The 24,358-nt window shown below is 38.2% G+C and carries 19 protein-coding genes; 3 read left to right on the top strand and 16 right to left on the bottom strand.

Going from position 1 to position 24,358, the window contains the following annotated elements:
- Window positions 1-23: 23 nt before the first annotated feature.
- From polA to ACI48O_RS07820, 7 genes are all read right to left on the bottom strand, one after another.
- Window positions 24-2,660, bottom strand: a complete 2,637-nt coding sequence (polA, locus tag ACI48O_RS07850) for a DNA polymerase I (protein WP_435561175.1) — start codon at window positions 2,658-2,660, stop codon at window positions 24-26.
- Window positions 2,661-2,848: 188 nt separating this feature from the next.
- Complete coding sequence (gene pnpS, locus ACI48O_RS07845; RefSeq protein WP_435561174.1) at window positions 2,849-4,621, bottom strand: two-component system histidine kinase PnpS; 1,773 nt, start codon at window positions 4,619-4,621, stop codon at window positions 2,849-2,851.
- Window positions 4,618-5,334, bottom strand: a complete 717-nt coding sequence (locus ACI48O_RS07840; protein WP_435561173.1) for a response regulator transcription factor — start codon at window positions 5,332-5,334, stop codon at window positions 4,618-4,620. The genes pnpS and ACI48O_RS07840 overlap by 4 nt, the downstream gene beginning before the upstream one ends.
- A 237-nt stretch (window positions 5,335-5,571) precedes the next feature.
- Window positions 5,572-6,510: a malate dehydrogenase gene (gene mdh / locus ACI48O_RS07835; RefSeq protein WP_435561172.1), complete on the bottom strand. Its 939-nt coding sequence runs from the start codon at window positions 6,508-6,510 to the stop codon at window positions 5,572-5,574.
- A gap of 148 nt (window positions 6,511-6,658) precedes the next feature.
- Window positions 6,659-7,927: an NADP-dependent isocitrate dehydrogenase gene (gene icd / locus ACI48O_RS07830; protein WP_435561171.1), complete on the bottom strand. Its 1,269-nt coding sequence runs from the start codon at window positions 7,925-7,927 to the stop codon at window positions 6,659-6,661.
- 185 nt (window positions 7,928-8,112) lie between these two features.
- Window positions 8,113-9,228, bottom strand: a complete 1,116-nt coding sequence (citZ, locus tag ACI48O_RS07825) for a citrate synthase (protein ID WP_435561170.1) — start codon at window positions 9,226-9,228, stop codon at window positions 8,113-8,115.
- Window positions 9,229-9,709: 481 nt separating this feature from the next.
- Window positions 9,710-10,177, bottom strand: a complete 468-nt coding sequence (locus ACI48O_RS07820) for a DUF441 domain-containing protein (RefSeq protein WP_435561169.1) — start codon at window positions 10,175-10,177, stop codon at window positions 9,710-9,712.
- Window positions 10,178-10,315: 138 nt separating this feature from the next.
- On the opposite strand from ACI48O_RS07820, the gene ytvI reads away from it, so the two are divergent.
- The gene (gene ytvI, locus ACI48O_RS07815) at window positions 10,316-11,425 is read left to right on the top strand and encodes a sporulation integral membrane protein YtvI (protein ID WP_435561168.1); all 1,110 of its coding nucleotides are present in this window, start codon (window positions 10,316-10,318) and stop codon (window positions 11,423-11,425) included.
- Between the two features lie 38 nt (window positions 11,426-11,463).
- On the opposite strand, the gene ACI48O_RS07810 is transcribed toward ytvI, so the two are convergent.
- The 8 genes from ACI48O_RS07810 to dnaE all read right to left on the bottom strand — a co-directional run bounded on the left by ACI48O_RS07810 (window position 11,464) and on the right by dnaE (window position 22,318).
- Window positions 11,464-11,850 (bottom strand): FxsA family protein, encoded by a 387-nt coding sequence (locus ACI48O_RS07810; protein WP_435561337.1) that lies wholly within the window; start codon window positions 11,848-11,850, stop codon window positions 11,464-11,466.
- A gap of 66 nt (window positions 11,851-11,916) precedes the next feature.
- The gene (gene pyk, locus ACI48O_RS07805; protein ID WP_435561167.1) at window positions 11,917-13,677 is read right to left on the bottom strand and encodes a pyruvate kinase; all 1,761 of its coding nucleotides are present in this window, start codon (window positions 13,675-13,677) and stop codon (window positions 11,917-11,919) included.
- Window positions 13,678-13,707: 30 nt separating this feature from the next.
- Window positions 13,708-14,667: a 6-phosphofructokinase gene (gene pfkA, locus ACI48O_RS07800; RefSeq protein ID WP_435561166.1), complete on the bottom strand. Its 960-nt coding sequence runs from the start codon at window positions 14,665-14,667 to the stop codon at window positions 13,708-13,710.
- 291 nt (window positions 14,668-14,958) lie between these two features.
- Window positions 14,959-15,936 (bottom strand): acetyl-CoA carboxylase carboxyl transferase subunit alpha, encoded by a 978-nt coding sequence (accA, locus tag ACI48O_RS07795; protein WP_435561165.1) that lies wholly within the window; start codon window positions 15,934-15,936, stop codon window positions 14,959-14,961.
- Window positions 15,921-16,799, bottom strand: coding sequence for an acetyl-CoA carboxylase, carboxyltransferase subunit beta (gene accD, locus ACI48O_RS07790; RefSeq protein WP_435561164.1), 879 nt, complete (start codon window positions 16,797-16,799; stop codon window positions 15,921-15,923). The genes accA and accD overlap by 16 nt, the downstream gene beginning before the upstream one ends.
- A 168-nt stretch (window positions 16,800-16,967) precedes the next feature.
- Window positions 16,968-17,531, bottom strand: a complete 564-nt coding sequence (locus ACI48O_RS07785; RefSeq protein WP_435561336.1) for a FadR/GntR family transcriptional regulator — start codon at window positions 17,529-17,531, stop codon at window positions 16,968-16,970.
- Window positions 17,532-17,598: 67 nt separating this feature from the next.
- Window positions 17,599-18,837, bottom strand: a complete 1,239-nt coding sequence (ystJ, locus tag ACI48O_RS07780) for an NADP-dependent malic enzyme (RefSeq protein WP_435561163.1) — start codon at window positions 18,835-18,837, stop codon at window positions 17,599-17,601.
- A gap of 124 nt (window positions 18,838-18,961) precedes the next feature.
- Entirely contained in the window at window positions 18,962-22,318 is a 3,357-nt protein-coding gene (gene dnaE, locus ACI48O_RS07775) for a DNA polymerase III subunit alpha (RefSeq protein WP_435561162.1), read from the bottom strand.
- Between the two features lie 160 nt (window positions 22,319-22,478).
- Between dnaE and ytrH the strand changes: the two genes are divergently transcribed.
- Window positions 22,479-22,817: a sporulation membrane protein YtrH gene (ytrH, locus tag ACI48O_RS07770; RefSeq protein WP_435561161.1), complete on the top strand. Its 339-nt coding sequence runs from the start codon at window positions 22,479-22,481 to the stop codon at window positions 22,815-22,817.
- Window positions 22,814-23,317: a sporulation membrane protein YtrI gene (gene ytrI / locus ACI48O_RS07765; RefSeq protein ID WP_435561160.1), complete on the top strand. Its 504-nt coding sequence runs from the start codon at window positions 22,814-22,816 to the stop codon at window positions 23,315-23,317. The genes ytrH and ytrI overlap by 4 nt, the downstream gene beginning before the upstream one ends.
- Before the next feature lie 60 nt (window positions 23,318-23,377).
- On the opposite strand, the gene ACI48O_RS07760 is transcribed toward ytrI, so the two are convergent.
- On the bottom strand, window positions 23,378-24,301 hold the full coding sequence (locus ACI48O_RS07760) for a DHH family phosphoesterase (protein ID WP_435561159.1): 924 nt from the start codon (window positions 24,299-24,301) through the stop codon (window positions 23,378-23,380).
- Window positions 24,302-24,358: the final 57 nt, after the last annotated feature.

The following is a 24,358-nucleotide window of genomic DNA, read 5'->3' as shown; positions in this document are numbered from 1 at the left end:
TTTTTTAACAGAGCGCTTTGTGTTTATTTTGCATCAAACCAAGTCTTTCCATAAGCATAATCTACTTTTAACGGCACTTTGAGCTCAATTGCATGCTCCATTACCTCAGGAACGATTTTTTTCAAAAGTTCCACTTCGTTTTCGGGTGCTTCAAAAATTAATTCATCGTGCACTTGAAGCAATAGTCTTGTTTTGAGTCCTTCTGATTTCAGTCGTGCTGCCATATCAATCATTGCCTTTTTAATAATGTCTGCGGCACTTCCCTGAATCGGTGTATTCATCGCTGTTCTCTCAGCAAAGCTTCGTATGTTAAAATTTCGACTTGTTATTTCTGGAAGATATCTCCGGCGCTGCAGCAGGGTCGTAACAAACCCTTTTTGTTTAGCATCCACTACAATGTCCTCCATGTACTCCTTAACACCTGGGAAGCTTTTTAAATAAAGGTCAATAAACCTCCCTGCTTCCTTTCTGGTAATTCCAAGACTTTGTGATAATCCATAATCGCTAATGCCGTAAATAATTCCAAAGTTAACCGCCTTGGCTTGGCGACGCATATTAGAGGTTACTTCCTCTTTTCCTACATGAAAAACATCCATCGCGGTCTTAGTATGAATATCAAGCCCCTCATTAAATGCCTCGATTAATTTTTGGTCCCCAGATATATGGGCCATTACTCTCAGTTCTATTTGAGAATAGTCAGCAGCAAAGATTAACCAGCCTTCCTCCGATGGAACAAATGCCTCGCGGATTTTTCGGCCTTCCTCTAAGCGAATCGGAATGTTCTGCAGGTTAGGATCCGTCGAACTTAACCTGCCCGTTTGTGTAAGAGCTTGATTAAACCTTGTATGCACCTTTTTTGTCTTAGGGTCAATAACCTTTAACAGCCCTTCAATATAAGTGGATTGTAATTTTCCTAGCTGACGATAATGAAGAATTTCCTTGATGATGGTATGATCATTTTCAAGCTTTTCCAAAACATCAGCAGAAGTGGAATATCCGGTTTTTGTTTTTTTAATAGAGGAAAGGCCTAGTTTTTCAAATAAAATGACTCCTAGCTGCTTTGGTGAATTAATATTGAATTCTTCACCCGCTAATTCGTGAATTTTCTTTTCTAACTGCAAGAGCTGGTCAACATTTTCTTCTCCCATTTTCTTAAGGCGCGCTTCATCTATTTTTACTCCCTGATATTCCATATCAGCTAAAATAAGTGATAATGGCAGTTCCAACTCAGTAAACAGCTCAAATTGTTGATTTTCTTTTAACTCTTCGATAAGTTTAGGCGTTAAATTTGTCATTGCCCTCGCCTTACGGACAAGATGCTCGGCCAGCTGGTCTTGACCTGGAATATGCCGCTTGGCCCCTTTACCATAAAAAGCTTCATCCGTACCAACATCTTGAAATCCATATCGTTTGGCAATCGCAGCCACTTCATTTATTGCTTCTGCAGGGTTAATAATGTAGGAGGCAAGCAGAAGATCCATATGGATCCCGCTTAAGTGAATATCATGATGCCTTAATGCGACTTCAGAACGTTTTGCATCAAAGACAATCTTTCGATGATGCTCCGCTTCTGCCCATTTTTTAAATTCTGATGATTTTAGAGCATTTTCTAATGTGATAAAATAATTCCCGGTTTCATTGGCTAAAGCGATCCCTACGATGTCAGCCCGATGATAATTATCGTCCAGTATTTCAACGTAAACAGCTGTCTCATCTGTAATCATATCTGCATTGATATCGTCAATAATCTGATAGTCAATTTGTTCGAGTTCAACAGCTGTATGATCATCCGAATCAGTATTTCCAATCTTGTCTAGTAACGACTGAAACTCAAGCTCTTTAAAAAGATTCAAAACTTTGTCTTTTTGGATTCCCTCGTACTCTATTTCTGAAAGTTGCAATTCAACCGGTGCTTCAGTAGTAATGGTTGCAAGCTGCTTACTCATAATCGCTTGATCTTTAAATTCTGCTAATTTCTCTTTTAATTTGTTTCCGCTGACTTGGTCAATTTGCGTTAAGAGCTGTTCTAATGTTTGATGTTCCTTAAGAAGCTTAATCGCTGTCTTTTCTCCTACCCCTGGTACTCCAGGAATGTTATCAGAGGCATCTCCCATTAAGCCTTTCATATCAATAATTTGTTCAGGAGTTAAACCATATTTTTCTTTTATATGTAGAGGAGTATATTGTTCAATATCGGTAATCCCTTTTCTCGTAATACAAACAGTTATCTTATCAGAACTTAATTGGGTTAAGTCCTTGTCTCCAGAAATGACTTTTACCTCATATCCCTCTTGTTCTCCTCGACGAGAAAGCGTACCAATAATATCATCCGCTTCATAATTTTCAAGCTCATAACGCGGAATTCCGTAGGCATCCAATAGCTCCTGAATAAATGGAAATTGTTCAGATAACTCGGGTGGTGTTTTTTGTCTTCCGCCTTTATATTCACTAAATGTTTTATGACGAAAGGTTGTTTTTCCAGCATCAAAAGCTACCAGAATATGGGTAGGATTTTCCTCTTCAAGAATTTTCATCAATATCATTGTAAAACCATATACTGCGTTCGTATGTACACCTTTATTATTATTTAACAATGGTAAGGCAAAAAATGCCCGGTATGCGATCGAGTTCCCATCAATCAAGACAAGTTTCTTTTCCAATCATTTGTCCCCCTTTTTAATCTAGTACCACTATTCCCCATTATAAAGGAAAATACTAAAAAGCAAAAAGACGAAAGCGGGGGCAGCCTTCGTCTCAGCAATATTTATATTAAGGGGGGAATTAACTACAGTGTAACAATGAATTGTTAACAAATCATAAAAAGATTATTAAGTGATTGTTAACTTTTTCACTTACTAAGTAATTTCTTTTTCAGCGCAATCGTAAACGTACTACCTTTACCGGGCTTACTTGCAACTGTGATCGCTCCTTTATGGGCCTCAATTAAGTGTTTAACAATGGCTAGTCCCAGTCCAGTTCCCCCAGAATTACGGCTACGCGCTCGATCAACACGATAAAACCGTTCAAAAATCCTTGGAATTTCTTGCTTTTCAATTCCTATTCCGGTGTCAATCACTTTAACCAATACTTGCTCATCCGTTTCTTCAAGCTCTACCTTTACCTTGCCGTTATTTGAAGTATACATAATCGCATTATTAATCACATTAAGAAAGACTTGCTTTAACCGAGACTGGTCTCCCTCAATGATAAAGTTTCGATCATCCCGATTATATTCCAAAGTGATTCCTTTTTCTTCTGCTTTTCTCTCCAGCATCGTCATAACTTCATAAAGAATCGAAGAGAGATTAATTTTCTCTATATCCAGCTTAAACCGATGTTGTTCAATCCTAGAAAGTTCTAATAAATCTTCGATCAATGTTTGCAAGCGATCACTTTCAAGCAGAATAATATTTAGAAATGATTCCAATGTTTTAGGGTCCTCTTTAGCACCATCTAATAAAGTTTCAGTAAAACCTTTAATTGAAGTGATCGGCGTTTTTAGCTCATGCGATACATTGGCCACAAAATCTTTTCTTGTTTGCTCAAGCTTCTTTAATTCAGTAATATCATGAAAGACCAACAGGGTTCCTTTCCAAACATCATTCGTTCCAATGATTGGGGCTCCGAACACTTCAAAGTGCCTTAAATCAATCCCTAATGGAAGCAACATCTGCCTTTTTATTTGCTGCTCCGTAATAAATATTTCCTCAACTAAATCAGAAATCTCACGATGCTCAATCACCTCATAATACAGGCGGAATAAGTATTCTTCAGGTTTAACTTGGAAAATCTCCTTAAAAGCACGATTGATTAAAGAAACATAACCGCGATTATCGATTAAAATCAGACCACTTCCCATATTCTCAATCAAGGTGGTAAGTCGATCCTGCTGCATTTCCTTTGCTTTCATCATATCCTGAAGATTCCGCGCCAGGATGTTAATCGATGAACTAAGCATTCCCGTTTCATCAATATGATTCTCATAAGTTCGGGCACGATAATTTCCTTTTGCCAATTCGATCGCAACCTTTGTTGCAGATTCAATCGGCTTTGTGTAACGTGATGTGATGCTTGTTCCTAAAATAATTATCACAATCAAGGCAATGATAAAACTTACGGATAAAAGCCACCAAATTTGGCTATAAGCATTTTTTAAAACATCCATTTTGGTGCTAAGAAAAACATACCCTTCTATTTTCTCTGCTTTTTTAAGCGGATTCCAATAATAGTGGAGATCATAGCCATTAATTTTCTTTGTGATCTCCTGCTCGCTATTTCCTTTGCTGATCATCGAATTAATGATTTTTTGATGGTCTTTATTATTGACCGCAACCGATTGTTCACCACTATCAAATAATATAACCCCTTTCTCATCGGTAAGGGTTATTCTTGCATCTAGCAATTTACTAAGCCGTTCGATATTTTGCTTTTTAAAAGAGGCAATGCCTCCATTTTCTTCTATGTATGTCGTTACTAAACTGTTTTCCTTCTTAAGTCTCTCATTAAATGTATTGGAATAATAATTTTTAAAGATTTGACCTAACAGCAAGCCTAAGCCTACGAGCACAACAAATATAAGTGTGATTAAAGCTAACAGCAGTCTGGTACGGAATTTTGTCATTCCCCTTTTGGCTCCTCTAATTTGTAGCCTAAACCGCGTATAGTTTTAATATAAACAGGCTTCTTTGTATTAGGTTCAATCTTTTCACGCAAATGGCTAATATGAACATCAACAATCCTTGTATCTCCAGCAAAATCATAATTCCAAACAGCACTTAATAATTGGTCACGAGTCAGTACTTTTCCTTTATGCTTTCCAAGATGAGCGAGCAATTCAAATTCCTTTGGCGTTAACTCAAGCTGCTCGCCGTTAACAAATGCTTCAAATTGTTCTGGGTAGATCGATAAGTCCTTAATCTTAATAAGTCCCTCTTCTTCATTTTTAACTGGCTGAAAATTGTTCTGAATCTCCGATCTCCGCAAAATCGCTTTCACCCGAGCAACCACTTCACGAGGGCTGAACGGTTTCGTCATATAATCATCTGCACCAAGTTCAAGGCCAAGGATTTTATCAAATTCGTCGTCTTTAGCTGTTAACATTAAAATAGGTGTTAATATTTTTTGCTGTCTTAATTGTTTGCAAACCTCAATTCCATCCAAACGCGGCAGCATAATATCAAGAACGATAAAATCAAATTGCTGCTCTAAGGCCAAATCTCTCCCTGTTTCACCATCCATTGCTGTTGAAACCTTGTATCCTGCTTGCTCTAAATTATATTGTAGTAAGGTAACAATAGATTGCTCATCATCAACTACAAGCACTCTTTTTTCCATAATTTCCTCCGAATCGATTATTCCCCATTTTTCAACAAAGTTCTTCTTATTTTGTCCTCTACCTTCTATCTTATTAGAATTTCATCACTTCCGCCAAGAATATCAAGGAATTTTACAAAATTTTAACAATACTCACTATTACAAAAGAGGAATGTTAATTTCTGATCAAAAAGATCGACCGATTTCGGATTATAAAAAAAGATTCGAAGGTTTCCCTACGAATCTTTTTTTATATCATTATATTAATGCGCTCATTACATTGCGTACTGCCTCTGCAGAACGATCTAATGCAGCTTTTTCATCAGCAGTTAAGTCAAGCTCGATCACTTTTTCAATTCCGTTTCCACCTAGGATTGTCGGAACTCCAAGATAGATGCCTTCATAGCCGTATTCACCTTCAAGGTATGCTATTGAAGGAAGTACACGTCTTTGATTTTTAAGAATGGCTTCACACATTTCTACAAGAGACGCAGCTGGGGCGTAGTAAGCACTTCCATTTCCAAGAAGGTTAACGATTTCGCCGCCACCTTTACGTGTGCGCTCAACAATTTGCTCAAGACGATCTTGTGAAATTAAAGTTGTTAATGGAATGCCGCCAGCAAAAGAGTAGCGGATAAGTGGTACCATATCGTCACCGTGACCGCCTAAAACGAAACCAGTGATATCTTTAACGGATAAGTTAAGTTCATGGGCGACGAATGTGCGGAACCGAGCAGTATCAAGAACTCCTGATTGGCCGATTACGCGGTTTTTAGGGAATCCAGACTCTTTGAAAATAGTATAAGTCATTGCATCAACTGGGTTCGTTAACACAACAATAAATGCGTTAGGAGAGTATTTTGCAATTTCTTTCGCAACGCTCTTCATGATTTTTTGGTTTGTTTGAACTAAATCGTCACGGCTCATACCTGGTTTACGAGCGATACCAGCAGTAACAACGACGATATCAGAATCAGCAGTATCTTCATAATTAGAAGTACCAATGATTTTAGCGTCAAAGCCTTGAACCGGGCTTGCTTCTAACATATCTAGCGCTTTCCCTTTAGTTGGATTTTCCAATTGTGGAATATCAACTAATACTACATCTGCTAATTCTTTTTGAGCTAGCAGGAACGCAGTAGTTGCTCCCGTGAAGCCTCCACCGATTACAGATACTTTTTTACGATTGATTGCCATTTTAGTTCCCCCCTAAATGCTATTAACTCAAAATTCCCTGAAAAATCCACACCCCAAAAGGCGCTACCCCTTATATTAAGAAAAGCAGAGGCGCCACTTGATCCATACTTAATGGATCCGCAAGCGCCTCAGCTTAAGAGTAACAAAATTATTCCATATTCTTAATTAATTCATCACCGAACTCAGAGCACTTCACTTCAGTAGCTCCATCCATTAGGCGAGCAAAGTCATATGTTACAACTTTAGAAGCAATTGACTTTTCAATTGATTTAACAATCATATTAGCTGCTTCAGTCCAGCCTAAGTGTTCTAACATAAGAACGCCTGAAAGAATTTCAGATGATGGATTAACTTTATCTAGGTTTGCATATTTAGGTGCAGTACCATGAGTTGCTTCGAAAATTGCATGTCCTGTCTCATAGTTGATGTTCGCTCCAGGAGCAATTCCGATTCCGCCAACTTGTGCTGCAAGAGCATCAGAGATGAAGTCACCGTTTAAGTTCATAGTTGCTACTACATCAAACTCACGAGGACGAGTTAAGATTTGTTGTAAGAAGATATCAGCAATTGCATCTTTAACGATGATTTTTCCTGCTGCTTCTGCTTCTGCTTGCGCTTTATTCGCAGCATCTGCACCTTGTTCTTCAACTAATCTGTCGTATTGTGCCCACGTAAATACTTTATCGCCGAATTCTTGTTCAGCTAGTTCATAACCCCAGTTCTTGAAAGCACCTTCAGTAAACTTCATGATATTTCCTTTATGTACAATCGTTACTGATTTGCGACCTTCTTTAATCGCATAGTTAATTGCGGCACGAACTAAGCGCTTAGTACCTTCTTCAGAAACTGGTTTAATACCGATACCAGATGTTTCTGGGAATCTGATTTTTGAAACTCCCATTTCGTTTTGTAAGAAGTTAATCAATTTCTTAACTTCATCGCTTCCTTTTTGATACTCAATACCTGAATAGATATCTTCTGTGTTTTCACGGAAGATTACCATATCAGTGTCTTGTGGACGTTTTACCGGTGAAGGTACACCTTCAAACCAACGTACTGGACGTAAACATACAAACAAGTCTAATTCTTGTCTTAATGCAACGTTTAAGGAACGAATACCGCCACCAACTGGAGTTGTAAGAGGTCCTTTGATCGCGATTAAGTATTCGCTAATTAAATCAAGAGTCTCTTGTGGAAGCCATTCGCCTGTTTGATTGAAAGCTTTTTCGCCTGCTAAAACTTCTTTCCAAACGATCTTGCGCTCACCTTTGTAAGCTTTTTCAACAGCAGCATCTAATACGCGTGAAGCAGCTCTCCAAATATCCGGACCTGTCCCATCGCCTTCAATAAAAGGAACGATTGGATTATTTGGTACATTTAATACTCCGTCTTTTACTGTGATTTTTTCTCCTTGCATTTCTTTCTCCCTCCAAATTCATGAAACTGTGCAGACATGAATGCCTGACACAGTCCGGTTCTATATTAGCAAGCTAAATAAAACCGGACTGATAGTCGTTGCACTTATTCAAAAAATAACAAAAACTGTCCCCTATATATTACATCAGTTTTTGTTTAAAATGTAAAATCCAATGCATTTCTTTTTTATCTTTGTTCCACTGGAACGTATTTCTGCATGGATGGACCTGTATAATCCGCACGTGGACGAATTAAACGATTGTTTTCGTACTGCTCTAGAATATGAGCTAACCAACCTGATACACGGCTTACAGCAAAGATTGGTGTAAATAGGTCATGATCGATACCTAGGCTATGGTACACAGATGCTGAATAGAAATCAACGTTTGGCGGAAGTTTCTTCTCACCAGTTACGATTGCTTCAATTTGTGTAGACATCACATACCATTGTGGTTCGCCTGTTAATTGAGTTAATTTTTCAGACATTAATTTTAAGTGCTTAGCACGTGGATCGCCGAAACGATATACACGGTGTCCAAAGCCCATGATTTTTTCTTTATTAGCTAGTTTACCACGGATATATGGTTCAACATTATCTGGTGTACCAATTTCAGAAAGCATTTTCATTACTGCTTCGTTTGCACCGCCGTGTAACGGACCTTTTAACGCGCCAATAGCAGCTGTAATTCCGGAATATACATCAGATAAGGTTGCCACACAAACACGAGCAGTAAATGTAGACGCGTTTAACTCGTGATCAGCATGTAGAACAAGAGCCTTATTAAAAGCTTCTACTGCAATATCTTCTGGTTCTTTTCCAGATAACATGTAAAGGAAGTTTTCAGCAATGCTGAAATCTTTACGAGGTGCTACTGGCTCTAAACCTTTTCTAACTCTTGAAAATGCAGTAACAATTGTTGGTAATTTAGCTTGTAAGCGAATGGCTTTACGGTAGTTTGCATCCTCGTCCATTGAATCTGCTTCCTCATCATAAAGACCTAAAAGCGAAACAGCTGAACGTAGAGCAGCCATTGGATGTACTTGATTAATAGGATACATTTTAAAATGATCTAATATTTCTTGTGGTAATTCTGCATTTTCAGCAATTTGAGTTTTTAACTCCGCTAATTCCTGTGAATTAGGAAGTCTGCGATGCCACAAAAGGTAGATAACTTCTTCGAAGCTAGCATTCTCTGCTAAATCATCAATATTATACCCAACATAAGTTAGGGTATCATCAATAATAGAGCTGATAGATGAAGTCGTTGCTACTACCCCTTCAAGACCACGTGTAACTGTCATAAAAATCTCTCCTTTTCTAGATAAAATTTCCCCATTACCCTTTGTCTGTTTACATTTTGCCTAAATATACTGAAAAATCAGTCATTTCGAAGCAAGTCAGAAAGATACCCCTCTGTCTATATAGGAGTAGAAAAGTCTACTCTTATTAAAGTTAGCTGAAAACAGCCAAGCCACAGACCAAATAAAAGCTTTGATTGAGCGCTTGCTCAGAGCGTGTACACAATAGATAACAACTTTGATAGACTACAATGAAAAAAGAGCCCCCATCAACACACTGTACGAGGGATTAAAACATTAGAAGTTTTCATGTGAAGTATACCGAATTTGCAAAAAGTTGAAAAGTGAAAAGGTTTTCATTTTTTACAAATTCATTATAAGAATGGTTATAATGTTTTTTTGTAATGGTAGAACTTACAAATCCTATTATAAACAATTATCAGACTTTTGTGAACGAAAACAGCTTAATTTGTAAAAAAATATATTAATTTGAGATGAACATTTGAAGTATTTTCATTGCCATATAAGCAATTCCAGCCCCAATTAATGGCCCAACCGCCACTCCGTTAAACAGCGAGACCGATAGAATAGTACCCAATACGAGGGCTGTAGTAATATGGGGATCTTCCGCCAATAATGTAACGCCTCCCTTGGCCAAAAGTGCAACCGCCATACCGGAAATTAACGCCACCCAGGCAGCAGGAGATTTAAATGCTCCGGATAAATCCCTAAATCCTATATCACCTGAAGCAATTGGAGCCAATACCGCAATCGTAATAACCGTTACACCCCAGTTTATCCCTTTCGTTTGAAGATAAGAAAAAATTTTTGCATCCAGACCAATTGCTTTCAACAGTAACAAGAAAATTACGGCTATAATCATCGATTGATTTTTAGCAATAAATGCGATTGCTAATAATATTATTAAAAATAAAAATGGTTCGAATTTCATTCAAGATCCAATCCTTTGCTAAACGATTGCCAAAATAGTCAAGATTGTTGAATTATATACAAGGATTGCCAATAATAAATGCTATTTCTGCTATTAAATGTTAAACTACTGCTAACAGCAGTTAAAGGAGGTACTTCATTGAATAAAACAAATCTGTTCCGGTTCCTTAGGTTCCTTTTTGTAATCGGAATTGTTATTTTTTCGGTCATCAGTTTTTATTACTTATCAAAAGTCACCTATCCCTTTTTAATAGGAATAATCATCGCTTTTATGATGAATCCAACCGTAAATTTCTTAGAAAAGAAAGGGCGCATGCCGCGGGCTCTTGCGGTGTTAATTTCGTTAATTATTATTTTTGCGGTTTTTGCCGGGTTAATCACGCTGCTCATTGCCGAAATTGTAGCCGGTGCAAATTATCTCGCCGCGGTTGTACCAAATCATTTAGATACGATTATTTCTTACATAGAAAAGATGTTTGCGGGACAAATTCTTCCGTTTTATCATCAATTAACCAATTTATTTCAAAACCTCGATGCAGGTCAGCAAGAAACGATTATGACAAATATTGAAAACGTTGGAAAAAGGTTTGGCTCAACGGTTGGAAACTTTATTCAAAACTTTTTCGGTAATATTCCAAACGTTTTATCATGGTTTCCAAATGCAGCAACAGTTCTGATTTTTTCCCTCTTGGCCACCTTTTTTATCAGTAAGGACTGGTACAAGTTTTCGAATATGGCTGGACGCTTCCTTCCTAATCGGGCAAGAACAAGTGGGAAAACAGTGTTTGTTGATTTGAAAAAAGCTTTATTTGGTTTTTTAAAAGCTCAGGCAACACTCATCTCGATAACAACCATCATTATTTTAATCGGTCTATTAATTTTACGCGTTGATTATGCGATAACCATTGCATTAATTGCTGGGATTGTTGATATCATTCCCTATTTAGGAACAGGCGCCATTTTTGTTCCCTGGATCATTTACGAAGTCATTACGGGTGAAACAGGTCTTGCGATCGGTTTAGCCGTTCTTTATATTGTTGTTTTGGTTCAGCGCCAAGTAATGGAGCCAAAAGTTTTATCCTCCAACATCGGCCTTGACCCTCTGGCAACATTAATTGCCTTATTTGTCGGGTTTAAGTTAATTGGCTTTCTTGGCTTAATTGCAGGGCCTGTTGTTTTAGTCATCATCAATACTTTACATCGAGCAAATGTATTCAAAGATGTTTGGTTGTTTATAAAAGGGGATTAAATAGTAGATCATAGGGCTGACATTGCGTCAGCCCTTTTTCATCTTATTATCGTGATTCTCCCTTTGTTAAGCCATTTATTAAAAAGGCTCGTTAACAGCTTTTTGAAAAAAATTCTCGTAGGGGGAACTAAAAGTAAAAAACCTAGGCTATCGGTAATAAATCCAGGGGTTAACAACAGTGTGCCGCCCACGAGGATACAAATACCATCTAATAATGCATCTTGAGGCATACTTCCATAATTTAATTGTTCCTGGGCCCTTCTAATCGTTTCTAAACCTTGTTGCTTTGCTAAATATGCCCCAATAATCCCCGTTAGAATAATCAATGAAATAGTAGGAATGAGACCTAAAATTTGACCTGATAACATAAGCAAACCAATTTCTCCGGCAGGAATAATAATTAACAATAAAATTAAATAACGCATTCCATCACCTGCTCTCCCCGATTTGTTCCAAAAAAGGATGGGAATTCCCATCCTTTTCATCCTTATTTATAGTACGCTGGCATGGCCGTTGTAAATGACGCCTCTTGCGGCATCAACTGTAATCTCTTGACCATCTGTTAATAATTTTGTTGCATTCTCAACACCAATGATAACAGGAATACCTAAGTTTAACCCTACAACTGCGCCATGGCTTGTCAAACCACCCTCTTCGGTGATTAACGCACTGCATTTTTCAATCGCAGGAACCATATCCCGGTCAGATCCAATCGTAACTAAGATGGAGCCTTCTTTAACCTTACTTAGTGCTTCACTAGCATTTTGAGCGATAACAACTTTTCCATACGCCGATTTACGCCCAATTCCTTGAGCCTTAGCCAGAACATCACCAACAATATGGATCTTCATTAAATTAGTCGTTCCTGTTTCACCTACTGGCACTCCAGCTGTAATGACAACAAGGTCACCATGCTTAACGATTGAGCTGTTAACACTTTCTTCAACGGCAAAATCAAGCATTTCGTCTGTTGTTGTAGCTTTTTGACTTTTTTGAGGATAAACTCCCCAAACGAGCGCTAAACGATTGCAAACATAATCATCATACGTAACTGCGACGATTGGTGCTTTCGGACGATACTTTGAAATCATTCGCGCTGTATGGCCGCTTTCAGTTGGAGTAATAATCGCATTTACATCTAAATTCAATGCTGTATGTGCCACTGACTGACCAATTGCATCGGTAAGATTGTGTTCTGTATTTTTACTGCGATTAGATAAAATCTCCTTATGGTCTAACGCCATTTCTGCTCTAGATGCGATATTGTGCATCGTTTGGACTGCTTCCACAGGGTACATTCCTGCTGCAGTTTCTCCTGATAACATAATTGCATCGGTACCATCAAAAATTGCATTCGCAACATCACTTGCTTCTGCACGTGTTGGGCGTGGATTTCTTTGCATCGAATCAAGCATTTGGGTAGCTGTGATAACAGGCTTTCCTTGAGCATTACACTTTTTAATTAATTGTTTTTGAACTAACGGCACCTCTTCAGCCGGTATTTCAACCCCTAAATCACCACGTGCAACCATTAATCCATCTGAAACCATTAAGATTTCATCGATATGGTCCACACCCTCTTGATTCTCGATTTTCGGGATAATTTGGATTTGAGTGGCTTGATTATCCTCTAGTAACTGACGAATTTCTAATACATCTGACGCTCTTCTTACAAAAGACGCTGCAATAAAATCAACTTTTTGCCCGATACCAAACAAAATATCTTGTGCATCCTTCTCAGTGATTCCTGGTAAGTTCACTCGAACACCTGGGACATTTACGCCTTTTTTATTTTTTAACGTTCCGCCATTCAGTACTTTAGTTACAATTTCACCGGTTTCTTTTTCTACCTTAGTTACTTCAAGACCAATCAAACCATCATCTAATAAAATGATTGAACCAGGATGAACATCATCAATTAAGCCTGGATAAGTAATCGAGAACTTTTCAACCGTTCCCAATACTTCAGTCATTGAGATTCTTACTTCCTGACCAACCACAAGGTCAATGGCCCCGTTTTCCATATTATTAGTACGAATTTCTGGACCTTTCGTATCTAATAGTATCGCAACATTTTTACCAGTGTTTTTTGCAGCTTCACGAATATTTTTAATTCTTTGCCCATGCTCATCATGATCACCGTGAGAAAAATTCAAACGGGCCACGTTCATGCCAGCCTCAATTAATTGGGTTAGCTTTTCTACACTTTCACTTGCTGGACCAATCGTACAAACAATTTTAGTTTTACGCATTTCATAATCCTCCTGCCGGATAAATAGTACTTATATTGATAGCTCTTTTGATAATTTTAATAAATCAAAATCAACCACGTGTTTTTGTGCTAATGCTTCAATGATATCGTAATCAACTAAACGATTGCGCTCAATTCCAACCGCTCGGCCACCCTTATTATTGATTAATAACTCTACCGCATGTGCGCCTAGTCGGCTAGCTAACACTCGATCGGCTGCTGTTGGTGTTCCACCACGCTGAATATGTCCCAATACAGAAACCCGAACATCCGCATTTGTTGCCGCCTTTAATTCCTTGCCAAATTCAACACCACTAGTGACACCTTCTGCAATAACGATAATACTATGCTTCTTACCGCGCTCAGAACCCTTTTTCAAACGATTTAAGATTTCTTGCATATCGTAGTTTTCTTCAGGAATTAAGATTGTCTCTGCTCCACCTGCTAACCCGGACCAAAGAGCAATATCACCCGCGTCACGACCCATAACCTCAATTACAAATGTTCTTTCATGGCTAGTCGCTGTATCACGGATTTTATCGATTGCGTCAATAACAGTATTTAAAGCTGTATCAAAACCAATTGTCAGTTCAGTTCCCGGAATATCATTATCGATTGTACCTGGAACGCCAACACAAGGATATCCTTGCTCAGTTAACGCTTTTGCTCCCCGATAAGAACCATCACCGCCAATAACAACCAGTCCATCAATACCATGGGCTTTTAATTGCTCAATCCCTTTTTGTTGGCCTTCTTTTGTTTTAAATTCTTCACAACGAGCAGAATATAACATTGTTCCACCACGATGGATAATATCACCTACGGAGCCTAATTCAAGTTTTTTAATATTTCCGGTAATTAAGCCTGCATAACCTCCATAAACACCATAAACCTCTAAGTTGTGGTAAATAGCCTTACGAACCACAGCACGGACGGCAGCATTCATTCCTGGAGCATCTCCACCGCTAGTTAATACACCAATTCTTTTCACGATGACATCACCTCATATTATTATAGGTAAAAAATATGTAAAAAATTTCTAATCACTAAACCTGTTGACTTTCTTATTATGAACAATATCTTATGGAATATTTCTAAAATATCATGAAGAAAGAGGTATAACAACTGAATCCTGCCTATTTTTTCATATACGGAATTATTCGTAAAATGCAACCGCTTTATTCGGTATATTTTTAGGGTTTCCCTCCCTTTTTTCACAAATTATTACCATAAAAATGAAAAACCTGTGACTGGAAATGGCTGTCACAGGTTTATATTTTTACTATTTCACAACACTATATTCGGATGAAAAAGAATACTCACCGATTGCTTTAAATTTTTCATATCGGTCGTCAACAAGTTCTTTTTCAGAAAGCGCTAGTAATTCTTTTAACGATTTCAATAACATTTTATTAATTTCTTCTGCCTGAGCTTCAACATCTTTATGAGCTCCACCTTTGACCTCAGGAATTATTTCATCAATTACGCCCAATTCCTTCAAATCTGGTGCAGTAATTCTCATTGTCTCAGCAGCTTGTTTCGCAAGGGCGGCATCCCTCCACAAAATGGAAGCTGCACCCTCAGGAGAAATGACTGAGTAAGTGGAGTTTTCAAGCATATAAATACGATTACCAACTCCTAAAGCAAGCGCACCACCGCTTCCACCTTCACCAATAACAATACAAATCACAGGAACCTTTAGGCTGGCCATTTCAAACAAATTACGAGCAATCGCTTCGCTTTGACCGCGTTCTTCCGCCGCCTTACCAGGATAAGCTCCTTTCGTATCAATAAAACAAACAATCGGACGACGAAACTTCTCAGCTTGTTTCATTAGCCTTAAAGCCTTTCTGTACCCTTCCGGATGAGGCATACCAAAATTACGTCGAATGTTTTCTTTCGTATCTTTTCCGCGCTGATGGCCAATGACAGTTAGCGGGAGACCATTAAACTTCGCAATTCCACCAACGATCGCTTCATCATCACGGAACGTTCTATCACCGTGACATTCAATAAAATCGGTAAATAAAAGTGAAATGTAGTCAAGTGTTGTTGGCCGATTTTGGTGGCGAGCAAGCTGTACTCGGTCCCAAGGCTTCATATTTTCATATATCTCTTTTTCAAGCTTTTCCAGTCTCATTTCAAGATTGAAAATTTCCGTTGATAAATCAACATCAGCGGTTTTAGTGAACTCCTTCAAATCGAGTATCTTTTGTCTAAGCTCGATTATCGGGCGCTCAAATTCTAATTCTCCAGCCATTCGAGCTCACCTCCCGGTTGATGAATAGAAAGTATAGTAGCAACCTTTTCCTTTAAATCTAATCTAGAAAAAACAGCATCAAGTTGCCCATACTTTAATAGAAATTCAGCAGTTTGGAAATCCTCTGGTAGTTCCTCGCGAATGGTTTGCTCAATGATTCTTCTGCCTGCAAAACCGATTAATGCACCCGGTTCAGCTAAATTATAATCACCAAGTGAGGCAAAGCTCGCAGAAACTCCACCGGTCGTAGGATGGGTCATAATTGAAATAATCAGCCCGCCATTATCACTAAAACGTTTTAAAGCAACACTTGTTTTCGCCATTTGCATTAAGCTTAGTGCACCCTCTTGCATTCTTGCTCCGCCAGATGCCGTAAAAATAATAAATGGGACAGACAGTTCGTCCGCTTTTTCAATCGCTCTGGCTATTTTTTCACCGACAACGGAACCCATACTACCCATTCTAAAGGTAGAGTCCATAACGGCAACGACCGCAGAAAAATTATTTATTTTAGCCATTCCTGTTACAACCGCTTCATTTATGCCTGTTTTTGCTCGGTCCGCTTCAAGCTTTTCAAGATAATCAGGAAACTGTAATGGATTAGTAGAAACCATATTTTGATTGATCTCTTCAAAACTACCTTCATCGACAAAGCTTTCTAGTCTCTCCCTTGAATTCAACGGAAAATGATAGCTGCAATGCAGACAAACCTTCAAATTTTTCACAAGTTCTTTTGTATACATATTCTTTTTGCATTTTGGACATTTGATCATGATTCCTTCTGGAACATCACTTTTTGCAGGTTCTGTTGGAATTGTCGCATACTTCTTTTTCTTTGGTTTTGTAAAAAACTCTTTAAGCAAGGTGTTACCTCCCTTGTTGATTCACTAATGTTTAAGGAAATATCAACATTACATTATTATTAACAAACAGTATCGTTACCCGGAAAGTGGCCAGACCACCCAAAAGAATATACGGCTTGTCATTACATTATAAGAGAGTAAAAATTAAAAATCTGTAGGATTACGTCGTCATCGGCTCGACAATTTTCTTAGTATGTTAAAAGCAGAAATAATTGCAGTATGATCTTTGTTAATTAACGCTTCGAGCAAGGTAAAATAATTCTCTCTTGGCATTTGCTTTTTCTGCTTATGTAATGCAATGTCATATTCCTTTAAAATTAACCAGATTCTTAATATTAACCTGTTTTCAGCTAATGTGACAATGTGTAAAAAGAAATCATCATCGCTAAAATCGCTTTTTTTCAGCCAGTTATATAAATTATTCAACTTTTCTTCATTATTTCTTTGAACAATCAGGCGTAAACAATCTAATTCAATTAAATATTTTGTTTCATGGACATCTTTTTTGGCCTGCTCATCCTGCAAAATAAATGTACTGAGTAATTCAACGAGGTGATGGCCCTTGAAATCTCTAAGAAAAGTGCCTTCCCCTCGCCTAGTCTCAATTAACCCTAAAAGCTCTAAAGAACGCAGAGCCTCTCTAACGGAAGAGCGCCCTACACTAAGGCGCTCTGTTAGTTCCCGTTCCGATGGAATTTTATCTCCAGGTTTAAGATTATCCGAATGAATCATGTCCCTGAGCTGTTTCACAATCTCTAGATAAACCTTGGAATTTTCTTGTGATGTATTCACGTATTTGTCACTCGCTTTTTCCTAAACTCGCAAGCTTTCGTGTCTTTTCTTTTATTTCTTCAAGATCGACTTTAATTCGTGCAACACCTGTCTCCATTGCAGCTTTAGCTACTGCTACAGCTACGGCAGGAGCAACACGCGGATCAAACGGCCCTGGAATCACATAGTCGGCATTTAGTTCATCATCACTAACAAGATTTGCTATTGCTTCAACTGCTGCTACCTTCATTTCCTCATTAATGTTCGTTGCACGAACATCTAATGCACCGCGGAAAATACCAGGGAATGCCAACACATTGTTAACTTGATTTGGAAAATCTGAGCGGCCGGTTCCTACAACCATTGCCCCGGCTTCTTTTGCAACAGACGGCATAATTTCCGGATTAGGATTAGCCATTGCGAAAATGATTGGATTTTCATTCATCGTTTTTACCATTTCAGCGGTTAGAGCCCCTTCTGCTGAAACACCGATAAACACATCCGCACCTTGAATAACATCAGCTAGGCTTCCTTGAAGATTTTCCCGATTCGTAAATTTTGAAACCTCATCCTTAATTTTATTCATACCAACAGGGCGTCCTTCATAGATGGCACCTTTTGTATCACACATAATGATATCGCGCACACCATAAGTGAATAAAAGCTTAATAATAGCGATACCAGCAGCCCCAGCCCCATTAGCAACCACTTTAATTTCAGTCATTTTTTTGCCAGTCAGCTTTACCGCATTTACCAATCCGGCTGCTGTAACAATTGCAGTTCCATGTTGATCATCATGAAAAACTGGAATATTTGCTTCTTTCTTCAATCTCTCTTCGATAACAAAGCAATTAGGTGCTGCAATATCTTCAAGATTGACCCCACCGAAATTCGGCTCTAATAATTTAACCGTTTCGATGATTTTTTCAATGTCCGTTGTGTTTAAACAAATTGGAAATGCATCCACACCAGCAAAGCTTTTAAATAAAACGGCTTTTCCTTCCATTACAGGCAATGCAGCTTCTGGACCAATATTCCCTAAACCGAGAACTGCGGTTCCATCGGAAACGACAGCAACCATATTTCCCTTCATGGTGTAATCATAAACCGTTTCAGGTCGATCATAAATTTCCTTACAAGGCTCGGCTACCCCAGGTGAGTACGCTAAACTCAAGTCTTTAGCGTTTTGAACCGGAACCTTAGGAACGGTTTCTAACTTTCCCTTTTTTATACTGTGCATGTGCAATGCTTCTTCACGAATAGTCAACTTTTCCCACTCCCTCAAATGTACCAAGAAATAGCGTTTATCGCTTACGATTGAATCCTTCTAGTGGTCTGACCAGTTGTCATATATCAATATATACTATTCCTTAAATAGATGTAAAGATAGATTATTTTAAAATTACATTCTCAACACCAAGTAAATCCATTAATTCCTGCCTACATTGTTCCGTCCCATTTACGCTTTCCTCTTCTGGCAATAATACCGTTTTATCCACTCCGTCATAATGAAGAACAACATTTATATCACCAGAAAAACGATGCAGCAAAGCTTTCAATTGATGAAGATGCTCTGGTGTTTGTTTATCAGTTACTAATTTCAAATAAAGCTTTACTTTATTCATTTTCGACAAAAAACCCTTAATTTCCTGTCCATTTTTTACAATAAACTGTAATTTCCCTTCCCTTTCCTCGACATCCCCTTCAATCATCAGCATTGCGCCTTGTTGAAATAAATGACCAATTCTCTTAAAAACAAGAGGAAATAGCACAGCTTCTAGCTCTCCACTTTGATCACTAATCGTTAAAAAAGCCATAGGATCGCCTTTTTTTGTTCTGATCTTCTTTATGTCTGAGACATAAACTCCTTTTTGTGCCTTCTTCATTCCTGGATAAAGTTCTGCAAGCGACGTGAGCTTTGCTGTTTCAAATTCTTTCTTAAAGACCGCAAGAGGATGATCGGATAAAAATAAACCTAAAACCTCTTTTTCAAAAGCTAATTTTGCATCAATTGGCAAGGGATCAACCGTAACATATTTCGGTTTGATTAAAAATTCATCCTCATCAAAAATATCAAATTGAACTGTATCTTCCGGCATAAACAATAGAGCATGTTCAAGCGCTACATCTAAGCTGGCAAGCAAAACGGCTCGGTCCTGTCCAAATTCATCGAAACTTCCTGAGTGGACAAGTGCTTCCATTGTTTTTCTGTTTACCGCCTTTGATGGAACCCTTAGGCAAAATTCAAATAAATCTTTAAATGGTTTTCCTTTTCGAGCCTGAAAAATTTCCTTTAACGCGTTAGCCCCTACCCCTTTTATTGCTAAAAGGCTGTAACGAATCGAACCTTTTTCAACTTGAAAGGCATAATCGCTTTTATTAATAGATGGCGGAAGCAGCTTGACATCCATTTGATGAAGCTCCCGAATATATTGGACAATCTTATGATCATTCCCGATTGCCGAAGATAGTAAGCAGGCCATAAAATATAAAGGATAGTGAGCCTTTAAATAAGCAAGCTGGTATGCAATGAGACTATAGGCAACAGCATGGCTTCGGTTAAAACCGTAATTTGCAAAGCGGACAATTAAATTATAAATTTCATTTGCCGCATTTTCACTATAGCCGTTTTTCTTGGCTCCTCTTACAAAATGATTACGTTCACTATCAAGGGTTTGTTTTTGTTTTTTACTGACAGCTCGGCGCAACAAATCGGCTTCTCCAAGCGAAAAACCGGCCATAACGGATGCAATCTGCATGATCTGCTCTTGGTATACAATGACTCCATATGTATTTTTTAAAATGGGTTCCAAGTCCGGATGTGGATAAGAAATCTTCTCACGACCATGCTTTCGATTAATAAAGGTTGGAATATTTTCCATCGGGCCAGGCCGGTACAAAGCATTAACAGCAACAATATCCTCAAAATTAGTTGGAGCAAGCTGCATTAGTACTTTTCGCATTCCTTCTGATTCCAATTGAAAAACCCCGGTTGTATTACCTTTTGCCAACAAATCAAAGGTTTGTTTATCATTTAATGGAATGGATCGAATATCGAGCCTTTTTCTTGTATGGCGAAAGATAGATGAGAGGATTGACTCGATAAAGGAAAGATTCCTTAGTCCAAGAAAGTCCATCTTTAATAAGCCAACATCTTCTAAATACTCCATTGAATATTGTGTTAAATACACTCCATTGTGTCCAGACTGAATTGGAACGGTTTCTACTAATGGTTGCTCACTGATGACAACACCTGCAGCATGAATGGATGTATGCCTTGGAAGCCCCTCAAGTTTTTGGGCAGTATCAAACAAACGCTGGTGCAGTTCTGACTCCGAAATAAATCTTCTTAACGGTTCCGACTCTTGGAAAGCTCCATTTAACGTTATTCCAAGCTTTGCGGGAATCAACGAGGAAAGTTGGTCCAATTCTTTCGGATTGAATCCAAAGACCCTTCCTACATCCTTTATTGCCGCCCTAGCTGCTAAAGTCCCAAACGTAATGATTTGAGCAACGTGAAGTTCACCATATTTTTTGGCCACGTATTGAATTACTTCTTCTCGCCGAGTATCCGGGAAATCAATATCGATATCCGGCATCGAGATTCGTTCTGGATTTAAGAATCGCTCAAATAATAGATGATGCTCAATTGGATCGATATCTGTAATATACAAAACATAGGCAACCATCGATCCCGCTGCAGACCCCCGTCCAGGTCCAATTAATATCCCTTGTTCCCGGGCGAATTTGATAAAGTCCCATACAATTAGAAAATAATCACTAAAATTCATTTTTTGAATAATGGAGAGCTCGTACTTTAACCTTTTCTTATGTAAACTGGTTGGATTAGCATACCTTTGTTCGAAGCCTTCTAAGCAAATTTTTTCCAAAACCATGTCAGAGGTTTGGCCTGCCTCGATAGGGTATCTCGGAAGTCTTTTCTGATTAAGATCAAAGCGGACCTGGCATCTTTCAGCAATTTTCAACGTATTCTCTAACGCATCCGGTAAGTCTGAGAAGAGCTCAACCATTTCCTGAGTGCTTTTTAAATAATATTGATCGGTTTCCAAACGTTTTCGGTTCTCATCATTTAATTTTCCGCCATTTTTTATTGCCATCAGACATTCGTGTGCAAAGGCATCAGCTTTTTCCAAATATTGTACTTCATTTGTAATTACTAGCTGAGTATTTGTCCTTTCCCCAAGCTCTGTTAAAGATAAAATGAGCGATTTTTCGGTTTGGATTCCATGGTCCTGCAGGGCTAAATAAAAGTTTTCTGCCCCAAACATCTTTTTGTATATATCTACTAAATGGTTGGCTGTGTCAATTTTTCCATTTAGCAGAGCCTCCTCGATCTCTCCCGATTTACCAGGTGTTAATGCGATCAATCCATCTGCGTAGTGTTTTAGCCATTTAATCGGAATTCCAAGTGAAGATTTGGTTTGTACGACACTCGATATTTTCAACAGATTTTGAAACCCTGTTTGATTTTTAGCTAATAAAACAAGCGGATAAGCTTTCGCTTCAACCGTTTCACTCTCAATATCCACCGTTAGACCTATGATCGGTTTAATTGATTGTCTAAGACATTCCTTATAAAAAGCTACTGTGCCGTACATGACATTTCTATCTGTTAAGGCAATAGCGGGAAAACCATTTTCCTTTGCTTTCTTAACAAGCTCACGTATGTCAGCGGTACTTGATAAAAGGCTATATGAACTGTATACATGCAGGTGAATAAAAGACAAGATTCTTCACACCCTTATCACTACTATCTTTATTTATTATAAGGTGAAACATTAGGAAAAGAAAATATGTTCTTATTTTACATAAATAGAATTGTTAAATTCATAATCTAAGAGGATTGTCCATAAAATAAATTATGTCGATCAAAAAAGGTGAATTTTCGTGAAGGAAGGAACATTTTTCCCATCATTTATTGAAAGCTATTTTATTGCATTAGGTGTTATTCTTGGTGGGTCGATTATTGGCGGTTTGGCCGCATTTCTAAGTGGAAATCCACCGTTAACGGCCATCTATCGACTTTCAAACCTGCTAAGGATTTGGGCAATTGTTGCCGCAATCGGGGGAACCTTCGATGCGGTGTATAGCTTTGAAAGAGGACTCCTTCAAGGTGAAACAAAGGATTTATTTAAACAATTCTTACTGATCTTAGCAGCGTTGGGTGGTGCTCAAACTGGCTCCCTGCTTATTAAGTGGATGACTCAGGAGCATCTATCACCATGAGAATCCCGCCCTATTATCATAAACCTTCCTGGCAGCAATTTTTCTCTGGGATGGCCATCGGTGGAGTGATTAGCTGGGGGCTGTTTCTCTATATTTATGGTGTTTGGCAGGAGGAACAGTCAAAAGAAATTCAAACACAAAAGGAAACCATTGAAGATCTAAATCGTGCTATAAAGATTTGGCAGGATGAGTTTGCAGCACTAAACAAAAAAAACATTGAACAAATGACGATTCAAGAAATCAGAATAAGGCTTTCTAATGCTGAACGATATGATTTTGACCGATTAAGCGTGTTTCAAATCGAAGAAGGTGTCAAAGAGGATATTAATATGGTGATGGCCAAAGATTTAGAAACCGTTTATAAGAGTAAAGAATTAATTCGAAGAGCGATCGAAAACAAGGTAGTAAAAGTCAATGATAAGCGTTACCGCTTAAAAATCAAAGAAATTTTCATCTATACGACATTATCTATTTCAGTTGAATTGCAGTTAGATAATTAATCCCGACGTACGATGAACCACTAAAGAAGTGAGGCTAACATATCGTTAGCCTCACTTTTTTTACTTACAAATTTCTTCTACATCACGAAGGACGTCTTCCACTTCATCCCATGAGTGAATCGATGCACCAGCGGCAAGCGGATGGCCTCCGCCTTTATACTTTTTCGCAATGCCGTTAATAATCGGGCCTTTCGAACGAAGCCGGACACGAATTTGGTCGTCTTCTTCGATAAAGAATACCCATGCGATAATTCCTTTCACATTTCCCAATACACTCACTAACAGGGAAGCATCCGATACTTTTGCATCGAATTTCTGCAATAGCTCCTTAGATAAAATCATTGAAGCCACACCATTTTTTCTTACATCAAAGTTTTGTAAAACATATCCATTTAATTTAACAATATTCGGCGCTAATTCATACATTTTGTCATAAAGCTCTGTTCTTGAGAACTTGTAATGAATGAGTTCACCTGCGTACATAAACGTTTTATCCGTTGTGCTCGGATATAAAAATCTTCCGGTATCTCCCACGATTCCACCATAAAGAAGTCTCGCAGCCTCATCCGAAATGGTTAATTGTTGTTCCTTGGCAAATTCATAGATTAACTCACTAGTTGAGCTGGAGGTTGTGTCAACCCAAACAATATCTCCGTATGGATCTTCATTTGGATGATGATCAATTTTTATCAATTTATCTCCCGTCTTGTAACGCTGATCATCAATTCTTTCAACATTTGCGGTATCACAAACTATCACTAAAGCCCCCTGATAGACTTCATCGGGGATAGAATCGAGCCTGCGCATAAAATTGAGCGATTCCTCTTCTTTTCCAACCGCAAATATCTTTTTTTCTGGGAAATTAGTTTTCAACACTTCAACTAGTCCACATTGTGACCCGTATGCATCTGGATCTGGACGGACATGGCGATGGACTATGATGGTTTCGTACTGACGAATGGTTTCAATTATTTTTTCCTTCATTAGTTGACTCCTTATTAAGAAAATTCAAAATCTGCAGCTTGTTAATGGAATTTCTAT

Source organism: Neobacillus terrisolis, assembly GCF_051233475.1.
In the GTDB taxonomy this organism is placed as follows: Bacteria; Bacillota; Bacilli; order Bacillales; family Cytobacillaceae; genus Bacillus_BU.
Note: the sequence above shows the minus strand (reverse complement) of the source record. Positions and strands in the feature narration are given on the sequence as shown.